The following is a 20,349-nucleotide window of genomic DNA, read 5'->3' as shown; positions in this document are numbered from 1 at the left end:
AGGATGGAGCGCGAATCAGGCGAGAGTGCGGTCCACGATGTCGCGCAGGTCGGTCGACAATTTGCCCGCGCCGGAAATCCGCGCCAGCGCTGCCCTGGCATGTTCACGACGGGTATCTTCGAGCGAACGCCAGGAACGGAGCGCAGTCAGAAGCCGCGCCGCCAGTTGTGGGTTCTCCGGGTCGATGGACAGGATCGTGTCGGCAAAGAACTCGTAAGCCGCACCATCCTTGCGGTTGAAGCCGGTCGGGTTGGACGCGGAGAACGAACCGATCAATGAACGGACGCGGTTCGGATTGTCGAGTGAGAAGAGGGCGTGTTTCGTAAGGTCGCGCACGGCCTGCAAGGCTACATCACCGGGACGGCTCGCCTGCACGTTGAACCATTTGTCCATCACGAGCCCATCCTTGCCGAACTGCTGTTCGAAGCTTGCCAGTGCGTCCTTTGCTTCACGCGTATCCCCAAAGCGATGCACCAGGACGGTCAGCGCCGCGAAGCGGTCGGTCATGTTATCGGCAACGGCGAACTGGTTGGCGGCGCGTTGCTGGCTTTTTTCATGACGGCTCAGATAGTCGAGCAGTGCGTTTCGCAAGGCGCGCTTGCCTGCTGCATCAGCATCCGGCGAGAAGGCGCCATCCTGTTTGAGGGCATCGTAGAGCTTCGCAAATTCATCGGCATAGCGGGCGGCGATGGCATCGATGAAATGGTTCCGGCTCGCAAGGATCGCGTCCGGATCGACATTGCTGCCCATTTCGCGCGCGATGTCGCTTTCGGTAGGCAGCGTCAGGCAGAGCGCGCGGAAGGCCGGATCAAGCGTCTCATCGGACGCCACCTTGCCCGCAAGTTCCACATTTCTCTCATCAATCGCCGGTGCATGATCGCCGCGAACGCGCTTGGCTCCTTCAAGCAGGACCTGGCTGAAAATTCCGGTCAATGCCTGCCAGCGTGCGACCGGGTCGCTGTCGTTCAGGGCAAGGAATGCGCGGTCATCGTCCGATAACGGCGCCGTCAGGTTGACGGGAGCCGAGAACCCGCGCAGCAGCGACGGCACAGGACGTTCCTTGATGCCATGAAAGACAATGGTTTCCGATGAGCGATGCAGATGGATGACATCGCCGCGCACATCACCGCCTTCAATGGAAGCTGGAGCCATGTCCTTGCCGTCTGGCCCGACAAGGCCGAAGGCGATCGGAATATGCATCGGCTTCTTGACCGATTGCCCCGGCGTGGCTCCAAGCGACTGAGAAAGTTCAATCGTGTAGGTTTCCTTTGCCGCATCATAGGCGAAGGCGGCTTCTACCTTCGGCGTTCCGGCCTGATCGTACCAGAGCGCGAATTGTGAAAAGTCCTGGCCGGAAACATCAGCGAAAACCTTGACGAAATCCTCGATGGTTGCAGCGTCTCCGTCATGACGCTCGAAATAGAGGTCCATGCCTTTGCGGAAGAGATCGGGTCCGATGATCGTGCGGATCATGCGCACCACTTCCGAGCCTTTTTCATAGACGGTGGCCGTATAAAAGTTGTTGATCTCGCGATATTCACGCGGGCGCACCGGGTGGGCTAGCGGCCCCGCATCTTCGGGAAATTGCTGCGCTTTCAGAATCTTCACTTCGGTAATGCGCTTGACCGGGCGCGAACGCTCGTCAGCGGAGAATTCGTGATCGCGATAGACCGTCAGGCCTTCCTTGAGGCACAGCTGGAACCAGTCTCGGCAGGTGATGCGGTTTCCGGTCCAGTTATGGAAATATTCGTGCGCGATGACCGCCTCGATACCTGCATAGTCGATGTCGGTTGCTGTCTCTGGATCGGCCAGCACATATTTGTCATTGAAGACGTTGAGCCCCTTGTTCTCCATCGCGCCCATGTTGAAATCGGACACGGCAACGATGTTGAAGACATCGAGATCATATTCGCGACCGAACTTCTCCTCGTCCCAGCGCATGGAGCGTTTCAATGCATCCATCGCATAGACTGCGCGGCTTTCCTTGCCATGTTCGACATAGATTGCCAGATCGACCGGTTTTCCCGACTGCGTGGTGAAGTGATCCTTCACGACGCCGAGCGATCCGGCAACGAGCGCGAAAAGATAGGAAGGTTTCGGGTGCGGGTCGTGCCAGACGGCGAAATGCCGGTCGGGCTTGCCTTCGACCGATCCGCCGTCGATCGGATTGCCGTTGGACAGAAGGATTGGAGCGGCTTGCCTGTCGGCGTCGATGCGGACCGTATAGACTGACAGCACATCCGGGCGGTCGTAATAATAGGTGATGCGGCGGAAGCCTTCGGCCTCGCACTGGGTGCAATAGACACCGCTGGAGCGATAAAGGCCGGACAGCTGGCGGTTTGTCGTCGGATTGATTTCCGTCACGATTTCAAGCGTGAAGCGATTTCCTTCCGGCAGGTCGCTGATTTCCAGCTGGTCGGGCGTTGCAACATAGCTGTTATCGGCGAGCGGCTTGCCATCAATGGCGATGCTGACGAGTTTCAGTTCGTCGCCAACCAGCACCAGAGGCGTACCGGCGGGGGTGCCATCGCGGCGTTCCATAGTGAGGGTCGCACGGACGTTGGTTTTTTCCGGTTCCAGTGAGAAATCCAGTTTCGTCTCGGGTATGGCGTAAGGGGTCGGACGGTAATCTTCGAGACGAAATGTCTGGCCGGTTTCAGTACGCATAGTGGAAACTCTCTCCCTGAACTCACGTTGAACTCACGATGCTGGATTCGTACCCGGAATTGCTGCCGAGGGAAACTTAATTCCAGAACAACCAGCCCGGCTTTGCAGCAGGGGTATGTTTTACCAAATATTTTTCGACTTGACCTTTGAGCTACTGGTGCTGTGTCACAAACAGGAATAAGAAAGACGGGCACGCGAATATTTCGGGTGTAGCTGCGCATCATATTTTAAGGAATTGCGTTGTGAACGCTCATGCGAGCGCGCCTGTCGAGGCTGCCCATCTTGAAACGAACCCGATGCTTGGCATCGGTCTCAAAATCGCTTCCGTTGCCGTTTTCGTCGCCATGTCCACCTTGCTGAAGGCGACTGATGGCGTGCCGGTCGGGCAACTGATCTTCTTCCGGTCGTTCTTCGCTATCTTCGCGATATTGCTCTATCTGGCCTGGCGCGGGCAACTTTCGGGCGTATTCCGCACGCAGAACGGTTTCAGCCATTTCTGGCGCGGGTTGGTCGGCGTCTGTTCCATGTCGATGAGCTTTTTCGCTCTAACCAAGTTGCCGTTGCCGGAAGCAATCGCCATCAATTACGCTTCGCCGCTGATCAGCGTCATTCTTGGCGCGGTCGTCCTGCACGAAGTGGTGCGGCTTTATCGCTGGAGCGCGGTGCTCATCGGGCTCGGCGGGGTAACGTTCATCATATGGCCGCGGCTGACGGTGTTCTCTGGCGGCGATCTAGGGTTTGAAGAAGCCATCGGTGCCCTTGCCGCCCTCGGTGGAGCGGTCATGTCCGCGGTAGCCATGATGCTTGTGCGCCATCTTGTGCAGACTGAACGCACATCGACCATCGTGATCTATTTTTCCATATCGGCGAGCGTCATCTCCCTGGCGAGCTTTCCATTCGGCTGGATCGTACCAAGCTGGGCGCAGCTTGCCATGCTGATAGGGGCCGGTTTTGCCGGTGGGGTCGGGCAGATCCTTCTGACCGAATGTTATCGCCACGCGCCCATGTCGACCATTGCCCCTTTCGAATACACATCGATGCTGCTGGGGCTTGCCATCGGGTTCCTGCTGTTCGGCGACATCCCGACTCTGGAAATGCTGACAGGCAGCGCCATCGTCATGGCGGCTGGCGGTTTCATCATCTATCGCGAGCACAAGCTTTCCATAGCGCCGCACAAGGTGAATGCGCCGCAAACGCAGTAATCAACTCTGGCCAGGTGCGCCTTCTGCGCGGGGGTCGAGCTGCATGGTCTCCGGCGTGGACTGGCCGTCCGGCGTATGGAACTTGTACTCGGTCTTCTGGTCGCTGATGGCCGGACGCTCGAAGCGGCGGATGCGCCAGAACGCGTGCAGGCCATATAGGGCGTAAGCGAGAGCCATGGTCACGAAAAAGCCCGAAGCGCCGATCAGATCCATCAACGGGCCGGAAAGTGCGGGGCCGATGACACTGCCCACGCCGTAGATGATCAGCAATCCACCGGAAACCTTCACGAATTCGCTGGCGTCTGCATAGTCGTTGGCATGGGCGACGTTCAGGCTATAGATCGGATAAATCACCGAACCGAACAGAAACATCATGATGTAGAGCGCTGTGGGCGAAGTGGGATGGAACAGTACCATCACCAACGACAGGACAAAGCCGATGATCCCGGCTATCACCATCACATAGCGACGGTCCACGAAGTCTGACCCCCGGCCAAGCGGATACTGGAAGATCGCACCGCCGATCATGGCGCAGGCAAGCATGGTCGCAATGCCGAAGGTGGAAAGGCCATTCATCTCGCCGTAAATGGCAGCGAGGAAATTCCACGTGCCCGCAACGATACCGGCGATCAGCGAGCCCACAGCAGCAGCGGGCGACCGTCGGTAAAGCCCCTTGAGGTCGAGCGAAACCTGCGTCAGCGGATTGGGCGATTGCGCGCTTGAAAGGGCGGTCGGAAGCAGTGCGCTGGCATAGATGATGGCGCAGATGATGAAGAGCGTCTGGGTTCCTGCATCGCCGAACGGCAGGATATACTGTCCGCAGAGCAGGCCGAGCATGGTGATGATCATATAGATCGAGAAGATGCGGCCGCGCGATTCATTGGTCACGCGCTCGTTCAGCCAGCTTTCGATAATCATGTAGCTGCCCGCGAGTGAAAAGCCGGCGACGCCGCGGAAGATCATCCATGCGACGGGGTTGACGAGCAGTGCATGCAAGAGAAGCGCCATCGAAAGCAGTGTCAGCAGCGCGGAGAAAACCCGAACATGCCCCACGCGCCGCACCAGATGCGGCACCACGATGCAGCCAATCGTGAAAGCGAAGGAGTAGCTCGTGCCCATCCAGCCGATGGTCGTGGTCGACCAGCCTTCCATGCCGCCGCGCAGAGGCAGAAGAATGCCCGCAAGGCCGCCTGCAAGCAGCATGAGGAAGGTGCTTGCAAGCAAAGCGGCTATGGGCAGGAGCTGGCCAGCCATGAAAAACTCCACTCGAGCATTTCCAGCAAAAGTGCGAAGCGGCTTTGCGTCGGACAATGCATAAACAAACAGATAGAGCGCTTTCCGCTCTATGAACCAGAATTTAGGGCTACATGTCGCCGATAGGCGCTTTGGCAAGCGGCGGAATAGACCATGTTTGCGGCATGTTGGTGACAATGCCGCCCGGGTCCTTGCCGATGCCACTGAAATATCCGGTTATCAACTCGTCAATTCGGCCAATTTCAACTTCACGGCCAGAAAATCACGCCAGGCGAAACGTTTCTGCGCCGGAGTGCGCAGAAGATAGGCCGGATGCAGCGTCGGCATGACGGGGATTTCGATGCCGGATGGTGTCCGATGAATCTTCCAGTTGCCGCGCAGCCGCAGGATGCCTTCCGTCGCACCGGTGAGCGCCTTGCCCGCCGGTCCGCCCAGCGCAACCAGAACCTTGGGCGCGGCAAGCTCGATCTGCCTTTCAATGAAAGGCCGGCAAAGCTCTGTTTCAAGCGGCGTCGGTGTACGATTGCCCGGCGGACGCCACGGGATCGTGTTGGCGATATAGACGCTTTCCCGCTTCAGACCGATGGATTCGATCATGCGATTGAGAAGCTGGCCGGATTTTCCGACGAACGGCAACCCTTCCATATCCTCGTCCCGTCCGGGCGCTTCGCCGATGAACATGATGTCGGAGGATGGATCGCCATCGGCAAAGCAAAGGTTCTTCGCTGTGAATTTCAGATTGCAGCCATCGAATGCGGCAAGCTTTTCCCGCAGTTCGTCCAGCGTTGAAGCCTGCGCCGCCGCTTCGCGCGCAAGCGCAATCTGCGCCGTATCGGGAAGATCGGCCGCAGCTTGAACAGGTCTGCTGGTGGGAGCAGGCGCTGGTGCGGGGCGGGGCTGCTGCCGGGGGCGCTCAGGCGCGCTTGGCGTCTGCATGGCGGGCTGGGTCGGGGCAGGGCATTGCGGCTCGGCAAACCGATCTATCGGCGTTTCGGAAAGCGGCATGTCGACGCCCGCTTCTGCATAGAAGCGTAGCAAACCTTCAATATCCAGCGTTTCGCGATTTTCAGCCATTATCTACCTCACCTTTGAGGTGGCGAATTTTGCGGGTGAATGCAATAGCCCTGTTCAGATTTTGGAGGTGTTTGGCCCATTAGTTCCGGTTCGTGCCCACTTTCCTGCGCGGGCTTGACCAGAACCCTCAATATGACATGAAGTCATGCTTCCCTACCGTTCGGACAAATGCTCATCGCAGCTTCTTGAATGGAATAGATTTGACGTTTACGTTAAGGTAAAGATATTTGACGACGTAAGACGCCCGTTTTGGACAATTGGACGCATTTGCGACAGTCTCCAACTCTGCGACAGGGTAAGGCGGAATACGGGGAAACGGCAGGTCTTTCGTGTGCCGCCAGTGCTGACGGGCAGTCGGTTCATGGATATTCGCGATCAGATCATGCACAAAAACAATTGGATGTGTCGTCTGGGCTATCTTAGTGAGAAGACGATATTACACCGGACGGAGGGATGAATGTCTGAAGCCCCAGAATATGCAAATCAGGAGCTTCCCGAACGCGAGAGCATGGAGTTCGACGTTGTGATCGTCGGCGCAGGCCCGGCGGGCCTTGCTGCGGCAATCCGTTTGAAACAGGCGAATCCGGAGCTTTCCGTCGTTGTCCTCGAAAAGGGCGGGGAAGTCGGCGCGCATATTCTTTCCGGCGCTGTCGTCGATCCCGTGGGTATCGACCAGCTTCTGCCGGGCTGGCGCGAGGAAGAGGGACATCCGTTCAAGACGCCGGTGACGGCTGATCATTTCCTTGTTCTGGGGCCTGCTGGATCGGTGCGCCTGCCAAATTTTGCCATGCCGCCTTTGATGAACAATCACGGCAATTACATCGTGTCACTCGGCAATGTCTGCCGCTGGCTTGGCACGAAGGCCGAAGAACTGGGTGTCGAAATCTATCCGGGCTTCGCGGCAACCGAAGTGCTCTATAATGATGAAGGCGCGGTCATCGGCGTCGCCACGGGCGATATGGGCGTTGAACGCGACGGAACGCACGGGCCGAACTATACGCGCGGCATGGCACTGCTCGGCAAATATACGCTGGTCGGCGAGGGCGCACGCGGCTCGCTTGCCAAGCATTTGATCTCGAAGTTCAAGCTTGATGAAGGTCGCGAACCGGCCAAATACGGTATCGGCCTCAAGGAACTGTGGCAGGTCGACCCTTCCAGGCACAAGCCGGGTCTGGTCCAACACTCATTCGGCTGGCCGCTCGACATGAAGACCGGCGGCGGCTCGTTCCTTTATCATCTGGAAGATAATATGGTTGCGGTCGGCTTCGTGCTGCACCTCAACTACAAAAACCCGTATCTGTCGCCATTTGAGGAATTTCAGCGCTTCAAGACGCACCCGGCCATTCGCGACGTATTCGAGGGCGGCAAACGTCTTTCCTACGGTGCACGTGCGATTACCGAAGGCGGTTTCCAGTCGGTACCGAAGCTTTCGTTCCCGGGCGGTGCGCTCATCGGCTGCTCGGCTGGTCTGGTCAACGTGCCGCGCATCAAGGGCAGCCACAATGCAGTTCTGTCGGGCATTCTCGCCGCCGACAAGATCGCAGAAGCAATTGCAGCGGGCCGCGCCAATGACGAGCCGGTGGAGATCGAAAACAACTGGCGTTCGAGCCTGATCGGCAAGGATCTGAAGCGCGTGCGCAACGTCAAGCCGTTGTGGTCGAAGTTCGGCACGATTGTCGGCGTAGCGCTCGGCGGTATCGACATGTGGACCAACCAGTTGTTCGGCTTCTCCATCTTTGGGACGCTGAAACACGGCAAGACCGATGCGCAGTCGCTGGAACCGGCCGCAAAGCACACGAAGATCGACTATCCGAAACCGGACGGTGTTCTGACGTTCGACCGGCTGTCGTCGGTGTTCCTGTCGAACACGAACCATGATGAGAACGAGCCCGTGCATCTCCAGGTCGCTGACATGAAACTGCAGCAGACTTCCGAGCACGATGTTTTTGCAGGTCCGTCGACACGCTACTGCCCTGCGGGCGTCTATGAATGGGTGGATGCGGACGGTAACGCCGCTGCCGATCCGCAGGCAAAGGACGTGCGGTTCGTCATCAACGCGCAGAACTGCGTGCACTGCAAGACATGCGACATCAAGGATCCGAACCAGAACATCAACTGGGTGCCGCCACAGGGCGGCGAAGGACCTGTTTACGTAAACATGTGATGTTTGCGGAAACGGCGTCCGTCTCGTCCGCCGTCCGGGCATTTCCAGCAAAAGCGGGTGCCGGTTTTGCATTTCGAAAATGCGTTTAAGGGAGTGTCGGCGAAGGACCGGTTTACGTGAACATGTAAAAGAAAAAGGCGGTTCCGGACCGCCTTTTTTTATTGAAGCATCACGGACTGCGTTTCCGGTTCTTCTTCATCGGGTCGAACAGGCGGCGGAACGGAAAACTCGAGCCGCACCGGCAGGTGATCGGAGCCGGCGTCCTCGCGGGCCGAAACCTTCGCCCCTCCGATTTCGGGGCTTACGAGTATCTGATCAATCGGCAGGCCGATATAGGGCGCCAGCGTAACAGGCAGCAAGTGCGTCATCCACGTGCCGCCGATACCGGTCAAATGGCGGGCTCCGGAGGCGTATTCGACCCGGCGAACGGCATTGCTCCACGGAGCCGCATTGAAATCGCCAGCAATGATCAGTGGACCGTTCAGCTTCTGCAATTCCGGTTCAATATAGCGGAGCTGATGCGGCTGCCAGCGCGGCCATGGCCATGAAAAGTGAATGGCCGCCACGTGCACGGTGGTTCCGGCGAAGTTGATCGGCGCGATTGCCAGCAAGCCGTCACCGACGCAGGCCGTCTGCGCCTCTTCGCTGAAAGGCCGCTTGGACAGGATTCCCACGCCCCAGGTATTGGGGTCGTCAGCGCAATTAAGATGGTAGGGATAAGAACCCTGGAGGATGGTGAGCCATTTCGTCCATTGGTCGCTCGCTTCCTCATAGGTGATGACGTCGGGCTTCTCGCGCGCGATCATCTGGAGAATGCGTTTCGGCTCAGGATTGTCTTCGCGCAGATTGATCTGGACGAGGCTATAGCGCGCGCCAGCCTGTTCGTCTGCCTGTGCGCCGGTGGACCCGCTGAGGAAATCGCGTGCGGCACCGATAGTCGTGCTGAGAGCCATGACCGCAAAAAGCAGGAGCATAGCCGCTTCACGCCGCATCCCGGTGAAAAGCAAGGGCAAGGTCAGCACTGCCAGCAGGACGGCGATATGGGCTCTGAAGTGCGAGAAGGAATCGAGAGCCGGATGCACTGCCCCCAGAAATCCAAGCACGAGCGGGACAGACAGCGCAACGGCAGCCAGCAGCAACAGGAATGAAAGGTTTTCACGGCTTTTCGACATGAAAATTCCCATAGGTGTCGATTGCGGCGTGATGATGAAGGTGAGGGCAGTAAGGCAGTAGAAGCATAAGGCAGTATGTTAGAGCGCTAACTCACATACTGCCCTACTGCCCTACTGCCCTGTTGCCTTACTCACCTATTCCCTGCCTCACTGGAAAGCCGTCTCATAGAAGCTGCGGAGCTTGCGGGAATGCAGCCGCTCATCCGGCATGGCCGCGATCTTTTCCATCGCCCGGATGCCGATGCGCAGATGCTGCGCCACTTGCCGCTTGTAGAATTCGGTCGCCATGCCCGGCAGTTTCAACTCGCCATGCAGCGGCTTGTCGGAAACACAAAGCAGCGTGCCGTAAGGCACGCGGAAGCGGAACCCGTTCGCGGCAATCGTGGCAGACTCCATATCGAGTGCGACCGCGCGCGCTTGCGAAAGGCGCTGTACCGGGCCGCGCTGGTCTCGCAGTTCCCAGTTGCGATTGTCGATGGTCGCGACCGTACCGGTGCGCATGATCTGTTTGAGGTCATAGCCTTGCAGGCCGGTGATTTCCTCTACGGCTTCTTCAAGTGCGACCTGAATTTCCGCAAGCGCCGGCAAAGGCACCCAGACCGGGAGGTCATCGTCCAGTACATGGTCTTCACGCATGTAGGCGTGCGCCAGAACATAGTCGCCGAGCTGCTGGCTGTTGCGCAGTCCCGCGCAGTGACCGAGCATCAGCCACGCATGCGGGCGAAGCACCGCGATATGATCGGTAATGGTTTTGGCATTGGATGGGCCGACACCAATATTGACCATTGTGATACCCGAATGGTCTGCCCGCTGCAGGTGATAAGCGGGCATCTGGGGCAGGCGTTGGAGCGGATTGCCGTTGCTGGGTGCGGTTTCTCCCGCCAGCGTGACGATGTTTCCCGGCTCCACGAACCGTTCGTAACCGCCGCCGCCCTCTGCCATCAATTCGCGGGCATAGGCGCAGAACTCGTCCATATAGAACTGGTAGTTGGTGAACAGCACGAAGTTCTGGAAATGCGCGGGGCTTGTCGCCGTATAATGCGCCAGCCGATGCAGCGAATAATCGACGCGCTGGGCGGTGAATGGCGCAAGCGGCATCGGTTCGCCCGGTGCGGGCTCGAAGTCTGCATTGACGATCTTGTCATCCGTTGCAGCAAGATCGGGTACGTCGAACAGATCACGCAGCGGATGCGTGAAGGCGCTCGCGACAGAAGCCTCGACATAGGTGCCTTCCCTGAAGGCGAAATGGATCGGAATTGGCGTCGAGGATTCCTTCACCGTCACGGTCACACCGTGATTGCGCATCAGAAGGCGAATCTGCTCGTTCAGGTAATGATCGAACAGATCGGGGCGCGTGATGTTTGCGGAATAATCGCCCGGCGTCGAGACGTGCCCATAAGCCAGCCGCGAATCCACATGCGCGAAGCTGGACGTGGACAGACATATTTCCGGATAATAGGCACGGTAACGCTGCGCCGGGACCTCGCCGCGCGCAACCTTCTCGAACGCGTCGCGCAGGAAGGCCGTGTTGCGATCATAGAGTTTCTGCAGGGCGGCAACCGCCGCACCGGCATCGGTGAAAACCTCCGGGTCAACCGTCGGCGGTGTTTTGATCTCAGTCAGAAATGGATGTTCGATTCGCTGTGTCATGGCCTGGTGTCGTGATCTCGAAGTTCGCCTGTGTTTCGATATCGTCGTCGCAACCGAACTTCGAGATCGAAACGACACTAGGAAACCACGCTGCTAGTGTCTCTTTGCTTCTGAAATTTGCGTCTCGCTGGATATATCAGCCCAATGCAAATTCCAGAATCAGGACGCCAGTATAGCAAAGTCTATGACCATGACATGACCCAGTTTATGCGGCGCGCTGCAGGCTTACGTAAAGTACGAGGCCGATGCCGCTCATCTGGGAATGCTGACCGATCTGCGTATAGGCGAAGGTGGCTGCCGGACCCGTGAAAATGGCCGTGAAAAGGAAAACACGAAGCGCGATTGCGGCGATGACCTGGGTTCGCCTCATTGCCGTTCTCCGGCGTGCTTCTGGGTGAATGCGGCGACAGGCCCGATCACCGGCTGGTCCCGATACACATTGTATCGCTGGTCGACGAAAATGCTGGCGACAGCCGCAAAGCCAGCGATCATCAGGCAGACAATTGTTAAACGACGAAGCATACCACTGACCCCAAAGCCGTTCAGATTTCCGTTCTCCCTCGCCAATTTAGCGACCGCGCCTGAACCGCCCCTGAGAGCGTCGTTCATGCGGCGTTCAAAAATATTGATGTTCCGTTTATTGCGGCACGGGGCTCTTGTGCCTGTTCGAAAGGCTCTTATGTTTCCCATCATTGGAATGCGGGACCTTGTCCCGCGCAACTTCAGGATCAGCGGGAGAGAGCCCATGGCCCAACAGACCAAGCCCATCGAATTGTATTACTGGCCCACGCCGAATGGCTTCAAGATCAGCATCATGCTGGAAGAATTGGGCGTTCCCTATGAGGTTAAATATGTCAACATCGGCAAGGGCGATCAGTTTCAGCCCGACTTTTTGAAGATTGCTCCGAACAATCGCATGCCCGCCATCATCGACCCCGAAGGTCCGGGCGGCGAACCGATTTCGGTTTTCGAGTCCGGTGCAATCCTGCAATATCTCGGGCGCAAATTCGGCAAGTTCTATCCCACTGACGAGCGCAAGCGCGTGGCCGTCGATGAATGGCTGATGTGGCAGATGGGCGGCCTTGGCCCAATGTCGGGGCAGGCGGGGCATTTCCGTATCTACGCGCCGGAAAAGGTTCAGTACGGGATCGACCGCTATACCAACGAAGTCAATCGCCTCTATGGTGTGCTGAACAGGCAGCTGGAAGGCAAGGAATATATCGCGGGCGAATATTCGATTGCCGACATGGCCTCGATAGGCTGGATCAACGCCTACAAGAACTATGACCAGAACCTTGATGATTTCCCGAACCTGAAGCGCTGGCATGAGACGATGAACGCTCGTCCGGCAGTGCAGCGCGGCCTGCTTGTGGGAAAAGAGGAGCGGGAGAAGTCCAATCTGGCAACCGACAAGGAAGCCCAGAAAATCCTCTTCGGCCAGAAGGCACGCTGAGGCGAACATAGAAAGGGCAGCCCCCGGGCCGCCCTTTTCGATTCCTATGCCGGCGAAATTACTGGCGCGTGAGGCTCTCGCTCTTGCAGATCAGGCCGCCCATCACGCAGCCGGAAAGCGAGAGCGTGTTGCCTTTGACACTGGCCTTGCCGGTATAGGTCTTGCCTTCGTCGAGCTTGTTGACTTCACCCTTGTAGCTGCCCCCGGTGCCGGACATCGTGCCGATGGACTTGCCTTTGTACTCGCCCGTCTGCACCGTACCGCAAAACTTGTTGGCGCCGCAGGATGCATAGCTGATGATCGTACCGTTGGGGCGCTTCCATGTGCCGACAATTCCTTCCTCGGCAAGGGCAGGAGCGGCAAAAGTGGCTGCAAGCGTCATTCCAAGAATAAATGTGCGGATCATTCGTTCCTCCCAAGTCGCCGCTGGCCCGGCATTGCCGGTTGCAGCGATGAAACCGCTGTTCTGCGCTCTGAGGTTTGAAACAGAAGCCTCCTCGACCACCTGCCAAACTTACGCAAACGTAAACGTAATATAGTTTTAGACCGAGCGGAAGAGGATAGTTGCACCTGCAAATCATCCGTGAAACAGCCTGCTTCTATACGGATGGCTGCGTTTGAATGTTGTCTATAGTTAGCAACTGGTTTCGTTCGACGAAGAGCATTTGAATCGAATTTTTGCAAAAATCCAGCAATCGGCGGCACTTGCATGTTTAATAAAATCCCAAGTTTACCCCTTGTTCGGATTTTGTTGGTCGCTCGTTAAGCATCCGATTTAACGTGCATTTCAACCCTTTCCCGTAGATTTGAAAGCATGAACGGAACGACAGAGACGGCAGTTTCAAAGCAATGAAATCAAGCTTTGAAAATAAAGACCGGACGGTTCTCGGGATTTAACAGGGACAAAGAAAATGGCACAGTTTCAGAGCTTTACGCATAAGAACAGCGCAGTTGCACAGGATCGCATTCTTCTGGAAATGGGCATGAAATACGCTATCGGCCGTGATTGCGAGATCGACGTTGTGGAAGCCCACAAGTGGCTGAATATCGCCGCCATCCGCGGTAGCGAAAAGGCCGCCCGCATGCGCAATCAGGTAGCGGCCACGATGAGCAAGGGCGAACTGGCTGCAGCCCTGCGTGGCGCGCGCGAGTGGATGACCACCCACTGACGAGTTATCTTTCGTGACAAAAGCCGCCTTTCGGGCGGCTTTTTGTTGTTCAGCTTATGCCGAGATATCTACCGGGCTTGTGGTTGATCGCGATGATGAGGTTCATCGCAATGGCGCCGATCAGCGAAAGCAACATATTTTCCCACGGAATAAAGAACAGCGATGCCAGCATGATCACGCCATCGAGGCCGAGCTGAAACCAGCCTGCTCTTATCCCATAAGTATCCTGCAGATAGAGCGCGAGAATGTTGACGCCGCCGACGCCGGAACGATGCCGGAAAAGCGCCAGCACGCCCATGCCAATTAGCGTGCCGCCCATGAGTGCCGCGAAAAGCGGATGGACGCTTGAGAAATCGACGCTGAGCGGCATCAACCGGGCAAAGCCCGACATCATCGCCACCGCGACGAAAGTTCTGATAGTGAACGCCCAGCCCATCCGCCGCACGGCGAAATAATAGAACGGCAGATTGATCAGGAAATAAAGCAATCCGAATTCTGCACCCGTCGCATACTGGATGAGCAGTGCAATACCGGCGGTGCTGCCGGTCATCAGCGTGGCCTGGCTGTAAAGTGTAATGCCGAGCGCGATGAAGGATGTGCCGATCAGCATCGCCATCGCATCTTCATAGAGACGGTGGCGGTCCGGCGCGGCGGATTTTGACGCATCGATGAGCGGGGCGGCGTTATCAGCGATATCGGCCACGGGCAAACTCCAGAACAGCGAAAAGCCGGCAAACCGGCAAGAGGATTATGGTGCCGGAAAGAAATCCGGTGTGTCATGCATTCGCGCTGTGCAGATGGCTAGGCCGTGGCACGCAGCGTAAAGTCTTGGGAGACGGCCAAATATAACAGTCGCCTCGGCCCTTCGCACCGCTTGAAATATTGTTATTTCGCGGTCGACTTTGTGGATTTGTCGCTATCGGAAGGGGGGATTGTTTTATTTTATTTCGCGCTTCACCCGCGACAGAAAGCGTTCCACTTCACGCGGGCTGCGCAAATGGTGCTTTACGAGGTGCGGGGGCGCCTTGTCCAGAAAGGCGAGCGCACGAATGCGACCGTTCTTGCGATAGCCCGCCACCCATTTCAGGAAGTCCCAGTCGAAACGCTCCACGCAGCCTTTCGCCATATCCGGACGGGAGCGGCCATAATGCTTTAGCGTCCTTTTCACGACCCGCCATAGCCGCCGTCCGGTCGATATATCGAGAAAAATGAGCATATCCGCTCGTGAGGCTCGATAATCCATAGTTTCGCTATGATTGCCTTCGAATATCCATGCATCCCGATCTGCCGCTTCGATGGTGAGACGACCGATCTCGTCACGCGGCCGCATCACCCAGCCGGGCTGCCAATAGAGGGTATCGATATGAACGACCGGTAAGCCGGTAATGTCGCCGAGCGCACGCGCAAGGCTTGATTTTCCGGAACCGGCGCCGCCAATGATCATGATCCGCTTCATCACCTGTCTCGTTCCCGGATTTTAACTCTGTTCGAATAAAAATCGGACATGAGGAGCGAAGTACTATAATTTTACTTCATGGCACCCGAATGACCATAACGAGCAAAGAAAGTCCGTTAGAAAATTTGTATTGGAGTTGAGGGTAATATTGCCCAGATGATTGACAGTCAACTTTGCGAGGCGCAATGTTGACGTATAAGCGGAACGGGTCAGAGCAACGATGACGTCTGCCGTTTCTCTATATTAGCAAGATCGCAAGGCATGAAACATGCCGGGTGATTGCAAGAGCTGCATTCGACAGGAGTGACAAGATGTCTATTCGATCCATCACAGCTATGGCAGGCACAGCCATTATTATGAGTGCCGCCGCATTCGCTTTTTCTTCGCCTGCCAATGCGCTGACGATGAAGGAATGTAGCGCAAAGTATCAATCGGCCAAGGATGCCGGCACGCTTGGCAACATGAAGTGGAACGATTTCCGCAAGGCGCAGTGCGGTGACGACGCGGATGCCGCCGCAGCTCCGGCTGCGCCCGCAGCTGCTGCTCCAGCCAAGAAGGCCGCCGCTGCACCTGCAGCAGACGATAGCGCCAAGGGCCTGACGATGAAGCAGTGCAGTGCCAAGTATCAGGCGGCGAAGGATGCCGGCACGGACAATGGCGCGAAGTGGAACGATTTCCGCAAGGCCGAGTGCGGCCCGGGCGCCGATCCGGTTGCGCTCAGCACGGACGGTAATTCCGAACCCGCGGCGCCGACGGTTGCTGCGCCGAAGGGTGTGAAGTTCCCGACCGCCGTATCGGCGAAGTTTTCCAGTGAATCCGCTGGCAAGGCTCGTATGCACACCTGCCTCGAACAGTACCACGCCTTGAAGGACGCCAATGCACTGGGTGGCCTGAAGTGGGTGCAGAAGGGCGGCGGTTATTACAGCCTCTGCAATGCGCGCCTGAAGGGTAACTCCTGATTTATTCGGCGCATGAGAACGAGAAGGGGCCTTTCGGCCCCTTTTTATTTGGTTCTTGAGAACCAACCCGCGACTGCGACGACGAGCCAGCCAAGAATCATCAATGATCCACCGGTTGGTGCGGCCATCGGAAAAAGCCGGTCACCCGTCATGTCGCGCATGAAGAGGTCGCCGCAGAACAAGGCGAGGCCCAAAGCGAGCAATGCCCCGCCCAGATAAGCGACGCGGCTTCCTGGTACAATCAGCGACAGCGCGAGGAAGGCAGGCGCATGGCCGAGAAGTAGCGGAGCAATATTGCTCAGGTGGTTCTCTCCTCCGTGGGCAGCACCTGCATAAGCGGCAATCGCAAGTGCGCCGCACAAGCCGGCAAGCGTGCTGAAAAGAATATTCTGAGGCCAGCTATCGGATCGTTTCTGCAATTTGGACCTCCACTGTTCAGGCAGTTTCGCGAATGTCTGCGTGCTTGCGGGCATCTTCCAAAGCTGCAGGAAGGGCGGCCGCGAAGAGATCGAGCTGCTCTTCAACGCCGACACTCACGCGAATGCAGCGATCCAGAACCGGAGCTCCGGGTTTGCGGACAAAAATGTCCCGCGCAATGAGCCCGTTGAGAACGGCCGTGGCAAACGCTCCATCCCTGCCGCAATCGATGGCGACAAAATTGGTGGCCGATGGAATCGCCGACAGGCCGTTGGCCTCGGCGATTTGAGCGATACGGTTCCGCCCGGCCTCTATTCTCGAAACCACGGTGTTCAGGTAGGCCTGATCCTTGAGGGCAGCTATAGCTGCCGCCTGTGCAAGCCGGTTCACCGCGAAATGATCGCGAATCTTATCGAAGGATTTGATGGCTTCGGCACTGCCAACAACATAACCGCACCGAATTCCGGCAAGGCCATAGGCTTTGGAGAAGGTGCGCATACGAAGGACGTTCTGGCGGTCGGTTTCGAAGGGCGGGAAAGCGGATGCAGGCCCTGTTTCACAATAGGCCTCATCGAGAATGAGCAGCGTGCTTTCCGGCACACGCTCGATGAAGGACTGGATATCCGAACCCTCATGCCAGGTCCCCATCGGGTTATCAGGGTTGGCGAGGTACAAAATCGCTGCATCTTGCTTGCGCGCCGCGGCAAGCAGGCCATCGAGGTCGGACTTGTCATCGATATAGGGAACGGTGACCAGTTTGCCGCCGTAACCGGCAACGTGGTAGTTGAAAGTCGGGTAGCCACCAAGCGAGTTGATGACACTGTCGCCTTCCCGAACATATTGCCTGACCACAAGGCCAAGCAAAGCATCCACGCCGGCTCCCGGCATAATATTTTCGGGCTTTACGCCGTGATGTGCCGCAATTGCGTGACGCAGCTCATAATTTTCAGGATCGCCATACTTCCAGATCTCGCCTGCTTCGGCTTGAATAGCGTCGAGGACGGAAGGTGCAGGCCCAAAACTGCTCTCATTCGCGCCGATTCGCGCTTTGAATGGCTTTCCACGCTGCAACTCAAGCGTCTCGGGACCTGTAAATGGAACGGTAGACGGCAGGTTTGCAACGAGCGGTGTAAGGCGAGGCGATCCCATGACGATTTCCAGTCGATTCTCGGTCCTGTAAATGCGGACAAGTCGAGCGACCGATAATGCTGTCAGTCACCGCGCCTGTTCCGGTTAGAAAGGCATAGCAACTTGTATTGGCCGGTGCCATCACAATGATTCTGCGTCGGCTGAATAATCAAGCAACGATCAGGCTGGCAGTCGTTCGACTGGAGTGAACTCCAGATCCACTCAAACTGAATGATCCGGACGCAGGTCCGAATATGGGCATCGCCACCATCAAAGCCACACCAACCCAGGTTGCCCGTCAAATCCCCGACAGTGTTGAAGTCGCACCGGACGCATTTTGATCAGTTCGACGGAATGAATTCCAGCCGATAGCCGTCTCACATCTTCCGAAAGCCGTTTCGCAGCTTTCCAAGGTGTTTCAATGAACTTCGAGCACTTTCACGCATGAATCGAGATCGTGTGTCGCCAAATGCGCATAACGCATGGTCATCTGCAGGGTCTGATGGCCCAGCCACATCTGAACACGACGGATATCGATCCCACCCCGGACCAGACGGGATGCACAGGTATGACGCAGAATATGCGGAACGACCTGATCGTCGGTACCCAGTCCAACTTCCATCTTTGCTTCATTCCAGATCTGGCGGAACCGGACCTGATTGAGCATCGAGAAGGGACCTTTAAGCTTCTCATGTGGGATATGTGCTGCTTTTCGTGCACGCCGGGTGAGAGGGACAGTGCGACTACGATTCGACTTGGTGAGCCAGAATGTAACCCGCTGATCCTGAACATCGTTCCAGGTGACGCCGATCGCTTCACCGAGACGGCAACCCGTGTCGACAAGGAACAGGGAAAGCCGGTAGCTGTCTTCGCAGCGCGATTTAATCGCGGCGAACAGGCGCTTTTCTTCCTCATATTCAAGGAATCGAATGCGTCCGACTCGCTCTTTCTGCCGGACGAACTCCGGTAAATTGAAGATATCTCCCATCTTATGCGCCTTTCGCAGCAGCTTGCTCAGCGCAGCCATCTTTCTATTGATGGTTGCATTGCTGTTGCCGCGCTCACGGAGCGAACCGATGACGGAGTCAAGCATTTCCTGATCGAAGCCTGAAAAGCGCTCGCCTTTCAGAATCTCGTCAATTTCGCCGAGAAACGACTTCACATTATACTTGTGTGACCCGTCATCCCACAGGATGTTGATGTATTTCCCCGTCAGATCCGCCACCGAAAATTGTTCGACAAGCCGGTGGTTCGGACTTTTGCTGGATGTATACTTTAAGTTGTAGTCGACTATCGGCGTAAACTTGTCGCCCATGTCGATCTTCGTTTCCCCAACGACGATCATTGCACGCCCCCCATAGCTTTATGAGACGCACAATTAATGAAATAATTCTCAGAGCACAAGATAAGTGAGCTAACTTTATGCGGAGACATCTTTGGACCTTTCTAAAAGACCGTATTTGCCCCCAGCTTTATGTCGTCCCCCGTCACTCCCCTCGGTTTTCGATCCTTTTCGAAATCCCCATTCCTGAAGGATCAAAATTCACGCATTCGTGAGCATCGTTTCAAATGAATGTGCGCCAACGGTTTCCCGTTGGCGCTTTTCGCTTAAGCGTCGATCTGATTAGAACGAGCGCTGGAAGCGGATGATGCCGCCGAACGCATCCTTGTTGCCACCGGCCAGACGAGCCGGATGATCGCTATCCCAACGGGTGTAGTTGATTTCCGGGGTGATCGTGAAACCAGGAACCAGCTGATAAGCTACGTTTGCAGCAACTGCGGTCTTGCCCCAGTCTTCGTAAGCAGCCTGAACGTTGATGGTTGCCTTTTCCGAAGCGACGAACTTTGCGCCACCCCAGACGGCCCAATCGCCACCCCAGTTGCCGTACATGCCGATGTCGTCTTCATAAGACGAGTAGCCGCCCTGTACCCAGACCGAAACCTTGTCCGTGACGTTTACGTCGAGGCGAACCTTGCCGGCCCATTCTTCGAGGTTGGCGTCGTAAGCTGCAACAGCTGCGATCGAACCCCAGCCCTGAGCGAACTTCAGACCGCCAACAACGTGCGGCATGTAGTCGTCAATGCGATTGGAGACGAGACGATCTTCTTCATCAATGAAGTCGTCATGGTTGATGTATGCGTCACCACCCTGTTCGAGCGACAGGATGGCCGAGAAGCCGTTGCCGCCGGTGAAGGTGTAGCTGATGAGGTTGGTGCGGTAGACGCCAGCAGCAACCACGTCGTCGTTGATGATGTCGCCGAGGTAACCGGTGAAGGTGTGGAAGGCCGACTCATCGAGACCGAGGCGCAGGCCACCGAGCTGGATGTAAGCGAAGTTCAGCGTATGACCGCCCTGGAAGCCGTCCGTGAAGTTGAAACGGTTTTCAGTGTAGGTCTTGAGGGTGCCGAGTTCGGTTTCCGAAGCGGTCGACGTACGCAGCGTGAAGCGCGTGTTCTTGCGCCAGGTCTTGGCATCCGAGCCATCGTAAGCGTCGCGGCCAGCAGCTGCGTCGTAACGAACATAGCCATGGATACGCAGGCAGGTTTCGGTGCCTGGGATGTAGAAGTAGCCGGCGCCGTAAGC

Annotated in this window: 19 protein-coding genes; 5 read left to right on the top strand and 14 right to left on the bottom strand. The window is 56.9% G+C overall.

The genetic code is table 11. The features are described from left to right. Positions 1-15: 15 nt before the first annotated feature. Positions 16-2,667: an aminopeptidase N gene (pepN, locus tag JNC63_RS20345; protein WP_374846720.1), complete on the bottom strand. Its 2,652-nt coding sequence runs from the start codon at positions 2,665-2,667 to the stop codon at positions 16-18. A 242-nt stretch (positions 2,668-2,909) separates the two neighbouring features. Here pepN and JNC63_RS20340 point away from each other — a divergent pair, with 242 nt between their 5' ends. After that, the gene (locus tag JNC63_RS20340; RefSeq protein WP_063882659.1) at positions 2,910-3,869 is read left to right on the top strand and encodes a DMT family transporter; all 960 of its coding nucleotides are present in this window, start codon (positions 2,910-2,912) and stop codon (positions 3,867-3,869) included. Here the strand turns inward: JNC63_RS20340 and JNC63_RS20335 are convergent, their stop codons facing one another. Next, positions 3,870-5,123 (bottom strand): MFS transporter, encoded by a 1,254-nt coding sequence (locus JNC63_RS20335; RefSeq protein WP_063882737.1) that lies wholly within the window; start codon positions 5,121-5,123, stop codon positions 3,870-3,872. It abuts the gene before it with no gap. Positions 5,124-5,342: 219 nt separating this feature from the next. Next, positions 5,343-6,197 (bottom strand): uracil-DNA glycosylase, encoded by an 855-nt coding sequence (locus JNC63_RS20330; RefSeq protein WP_063882657.1) that lies wholly within the window; start codon positions 6,195-6,197, stop codon positions 5,343-5,345. 457 nt (positions 6,198-6,654) lie between these two features. Here JNC63_RS20330 and JNC63_RS20325 point away from each other — a divergent pair, with 457 nt between their 5' ends. Then, positions 6,655-8,361 carry an electron transfer flavoprotein-ubiquinone oxidoreductase gene (locus tag JNC63_RS20325; protein ID WP_374846719.1) on the top strand — a complete coding sequence of 569 codons (1,707 nt, stop codon included), beginning with the start codon at positions 6,655-6,657 and terminating at the stop codon, positions 8,359-8,361. 158 nt (positions 8,362-8,519) lie between these two features. Here JNC63_RS20325 and JNC63_RS20320 read toward each other — a convergent pair whose 3' ends face one another. The 4 genes from JNC63_RS20320 to JNC63_RS20305 form a co-directional block, all read right to left on the bottom strand. After that, positions 8,520-9,533 (bottom strand): endonuclease/exonuclease/phosphatase family protein, encoded by a 1,014-nt coding sequence (locus JNC63_RS20320; RefSeq protein WP_235693798.1) that lies wholly within the window; start codon positions 9,531-9,533, stop codon positions 8,520-8,522. A gap of 147 nt (positions 9,534-9,680) precedes the next feature. Then, on the bottom strand, positions 9,681-11,183 hold the full coding sequence (locus JNC63_RS20315) for an AMP nucleosidase (RefSeq protein ID WP_006472678.1): 1,503 nt from the start codon (positions 11,181-11,183) through the stop codon (positions 9,681-9,683). 205 nt (positions 11,184-11,388) lie between these two features. After that, positions 11,389-11,553, bottom strand: coding sequence for a hypothetical protein (locus JNC63_RS20310; RefSeq protein WP_006472677.1), 165 nt, complete (start codon positions 11,551-11,553; stop codon positions 11,389-11,391). After that, positions 11,550-11,792 carry a hypothetical protein gene (locus JNC63_RS20305; protein ID WP_006472676.1) on the bottom strand — a complete coding sequence of 81 codons (243 nt, stop codon included), beginning with the start codon at positions 11,790-11,792 and terminating at the stop codon, positions 11,550-11,552. The genes JNC63_RS20310 and JNC63_RS20305 overlap by 4 nt, the downstream gene beginning before the upstream one ends. A gap of 136 nt (positions 11,793-11,928) precedes the next feature. Between JNC63_RS20305 and JNC63_RS20300 the strand changes: the two genes are divergently transcribed. Beyond that, a complete protein-coding gene (locus tag JNC63_RS20300) occupies positions 11,929-12,636 on the top strand; it encodes a glutathione binding-like protein (RefSeq protein WP_021587888.1) in 708 nt (235 codons plus the stop codon). A gap of 58 nt (positions 12,637-12,694) precedes the next feature. Here the strand turns inward: JNC63_RS20300 and JNC63_RS20295 are convergent, their stop codons facing one another. Next, positions 12,695-13,042 carry a DUF2147 domain-containing protein gene (locus JNC63_RS20295; protein ID WP_006472674.1) on the bottom strand — a complete coding sequence of 116 codons (348 nt, stop codon included), beginning with the start codon at positions 13,040-13,042 and terminating at the stop codon, positions 12,695-12,697. Between the two features lie 505 nt (positions 13,043-13,547). On the opposite strand from JNC63_RS20295, the gene JNC63_RS20290 reads away from it, so the two are divergent. Beyond that, positions 13,548-13,805: a sel1 repeat family protein gene (locus JNC63_RS20290; protein WP_063882653.1), complete on the top strand. Its 258-nt coding sequence runs from the start codon at positions 13,548-13,550 to the stop codon at positions 13,803-13,805. A gap of 49 nt (positions 13,806-13,854) precedes the next feature. On the opposite strand, the gene JNC63_RS20285 is transcribed toward JNC63_RS20290, so the two are convergent. Next, positions 13,855-14,508, bottom strand: a complete 654-nt coding sequence (locus tag JNC63_RS20285) for a YitT family protein (RefSeq protein ID WP_006466363.1) — start codon at positions 14,506-14,508, stop codon at positions 13,855-13,857. 234 nt (positions 14,509-14,742) lie between these two features. Then, positions 14,743-15,261: a P-loop NTPase family protein gene (locus tag JNC63_RS20280; RefSeq protein ID WP_006472673.1), complete on the bottom strand. Its 519-nt coding sequence runs from the start codon at positions 15,259-15,261 to the stop codon at positions 14,743-14,745. A gap of 311 nt (positions 15,262-15,572) precedes the next feature. Here JNC63_RS20280 and JNC63_RS20275 point away from each other — a divergent pair, with 311 nt between their 5' ends. Beyond that, the gene (locus JNC63_RS20275) at positions 15,573-16,220 is read left to right on the top strand and encodes a hypothetical protein (protein WP_025091294.1); all 648 of its coding nucleotides are present in this window, start codon (positions 15,573-15,575) and stop codon (positions 16,218-16,220) included. 44 nt (positions 16,221-16,264) lie between these two features. Here the strand turns inward: JNC63_RS20275 and JNC63_RS20270 are convergent, their stop codons facing one another. From JNC63_RS20270 to JNC63_RS20255, 4 genes are all read right to left on the bottom strand, one after another. Continuing rightward, positions 16,265-16,639 carry a DUF423 domain-containing protein gene (locus tag JNC63_RS20270; protein ID WP_006472672.1) on the bottom strand — a complete coding sequence of 125 codons (375 nt, stop codon included), beginning with the start codon at positions 16,637-16,639 and terminating at the stop codon, positions 16,265-16,267. 16 nt (positions 16,640-16,655) lie between these two features. Then, positions 16,656-17,786 carry a pyridoxal phosphate-dependent aminotransferase gene (locus tag JNC63_RS20265; RefSeq protein ID WP_006472671.1) on the bottom strand — a complete coding sequence of 377 codons (1,131 nt, stop codon included), beginning with the start codon at positions 17,784-17,786 and terminating at the stop codon, positions 16,656-16,658. 397 nt (positions 17,787-18,183) lie between these two features. Beyond that, the gene (locus tag JNC63_RS20260) at positions 18,184-19,110 is read right to left on the bottom strand and encodes a tyrosine-type recombinase/integrase (protein WP_006472670.1); all 927 of its coding nucleotides are present in this window, start codon (positions 19,108-19,110) and stop codon (positions 18,184-18,186) included. 279 nt (positions 19,111-19,389) lie between these two features. After that, positions 19,390-20,349, bottom strand: a 960-nt coding sequence (locus JNC63_RS20255; protein WP_374846717.1) for a porin, incomplete at its 5' end; no start/stop codon positions are given.

The organism is Brucella ciceri (genome assembly GCF_041930145.1).
Lineage (GTDB): Bacteria > Pseudomonadota > Alphaproteobacteria > Rhizobiales > Rhizobiaceae > Brucella > Brucella intermedia.
Note: the sequence above shows the minus strand (reverse complement) of the source record. Positions and strands in the feature narration are given on the sequence as shown.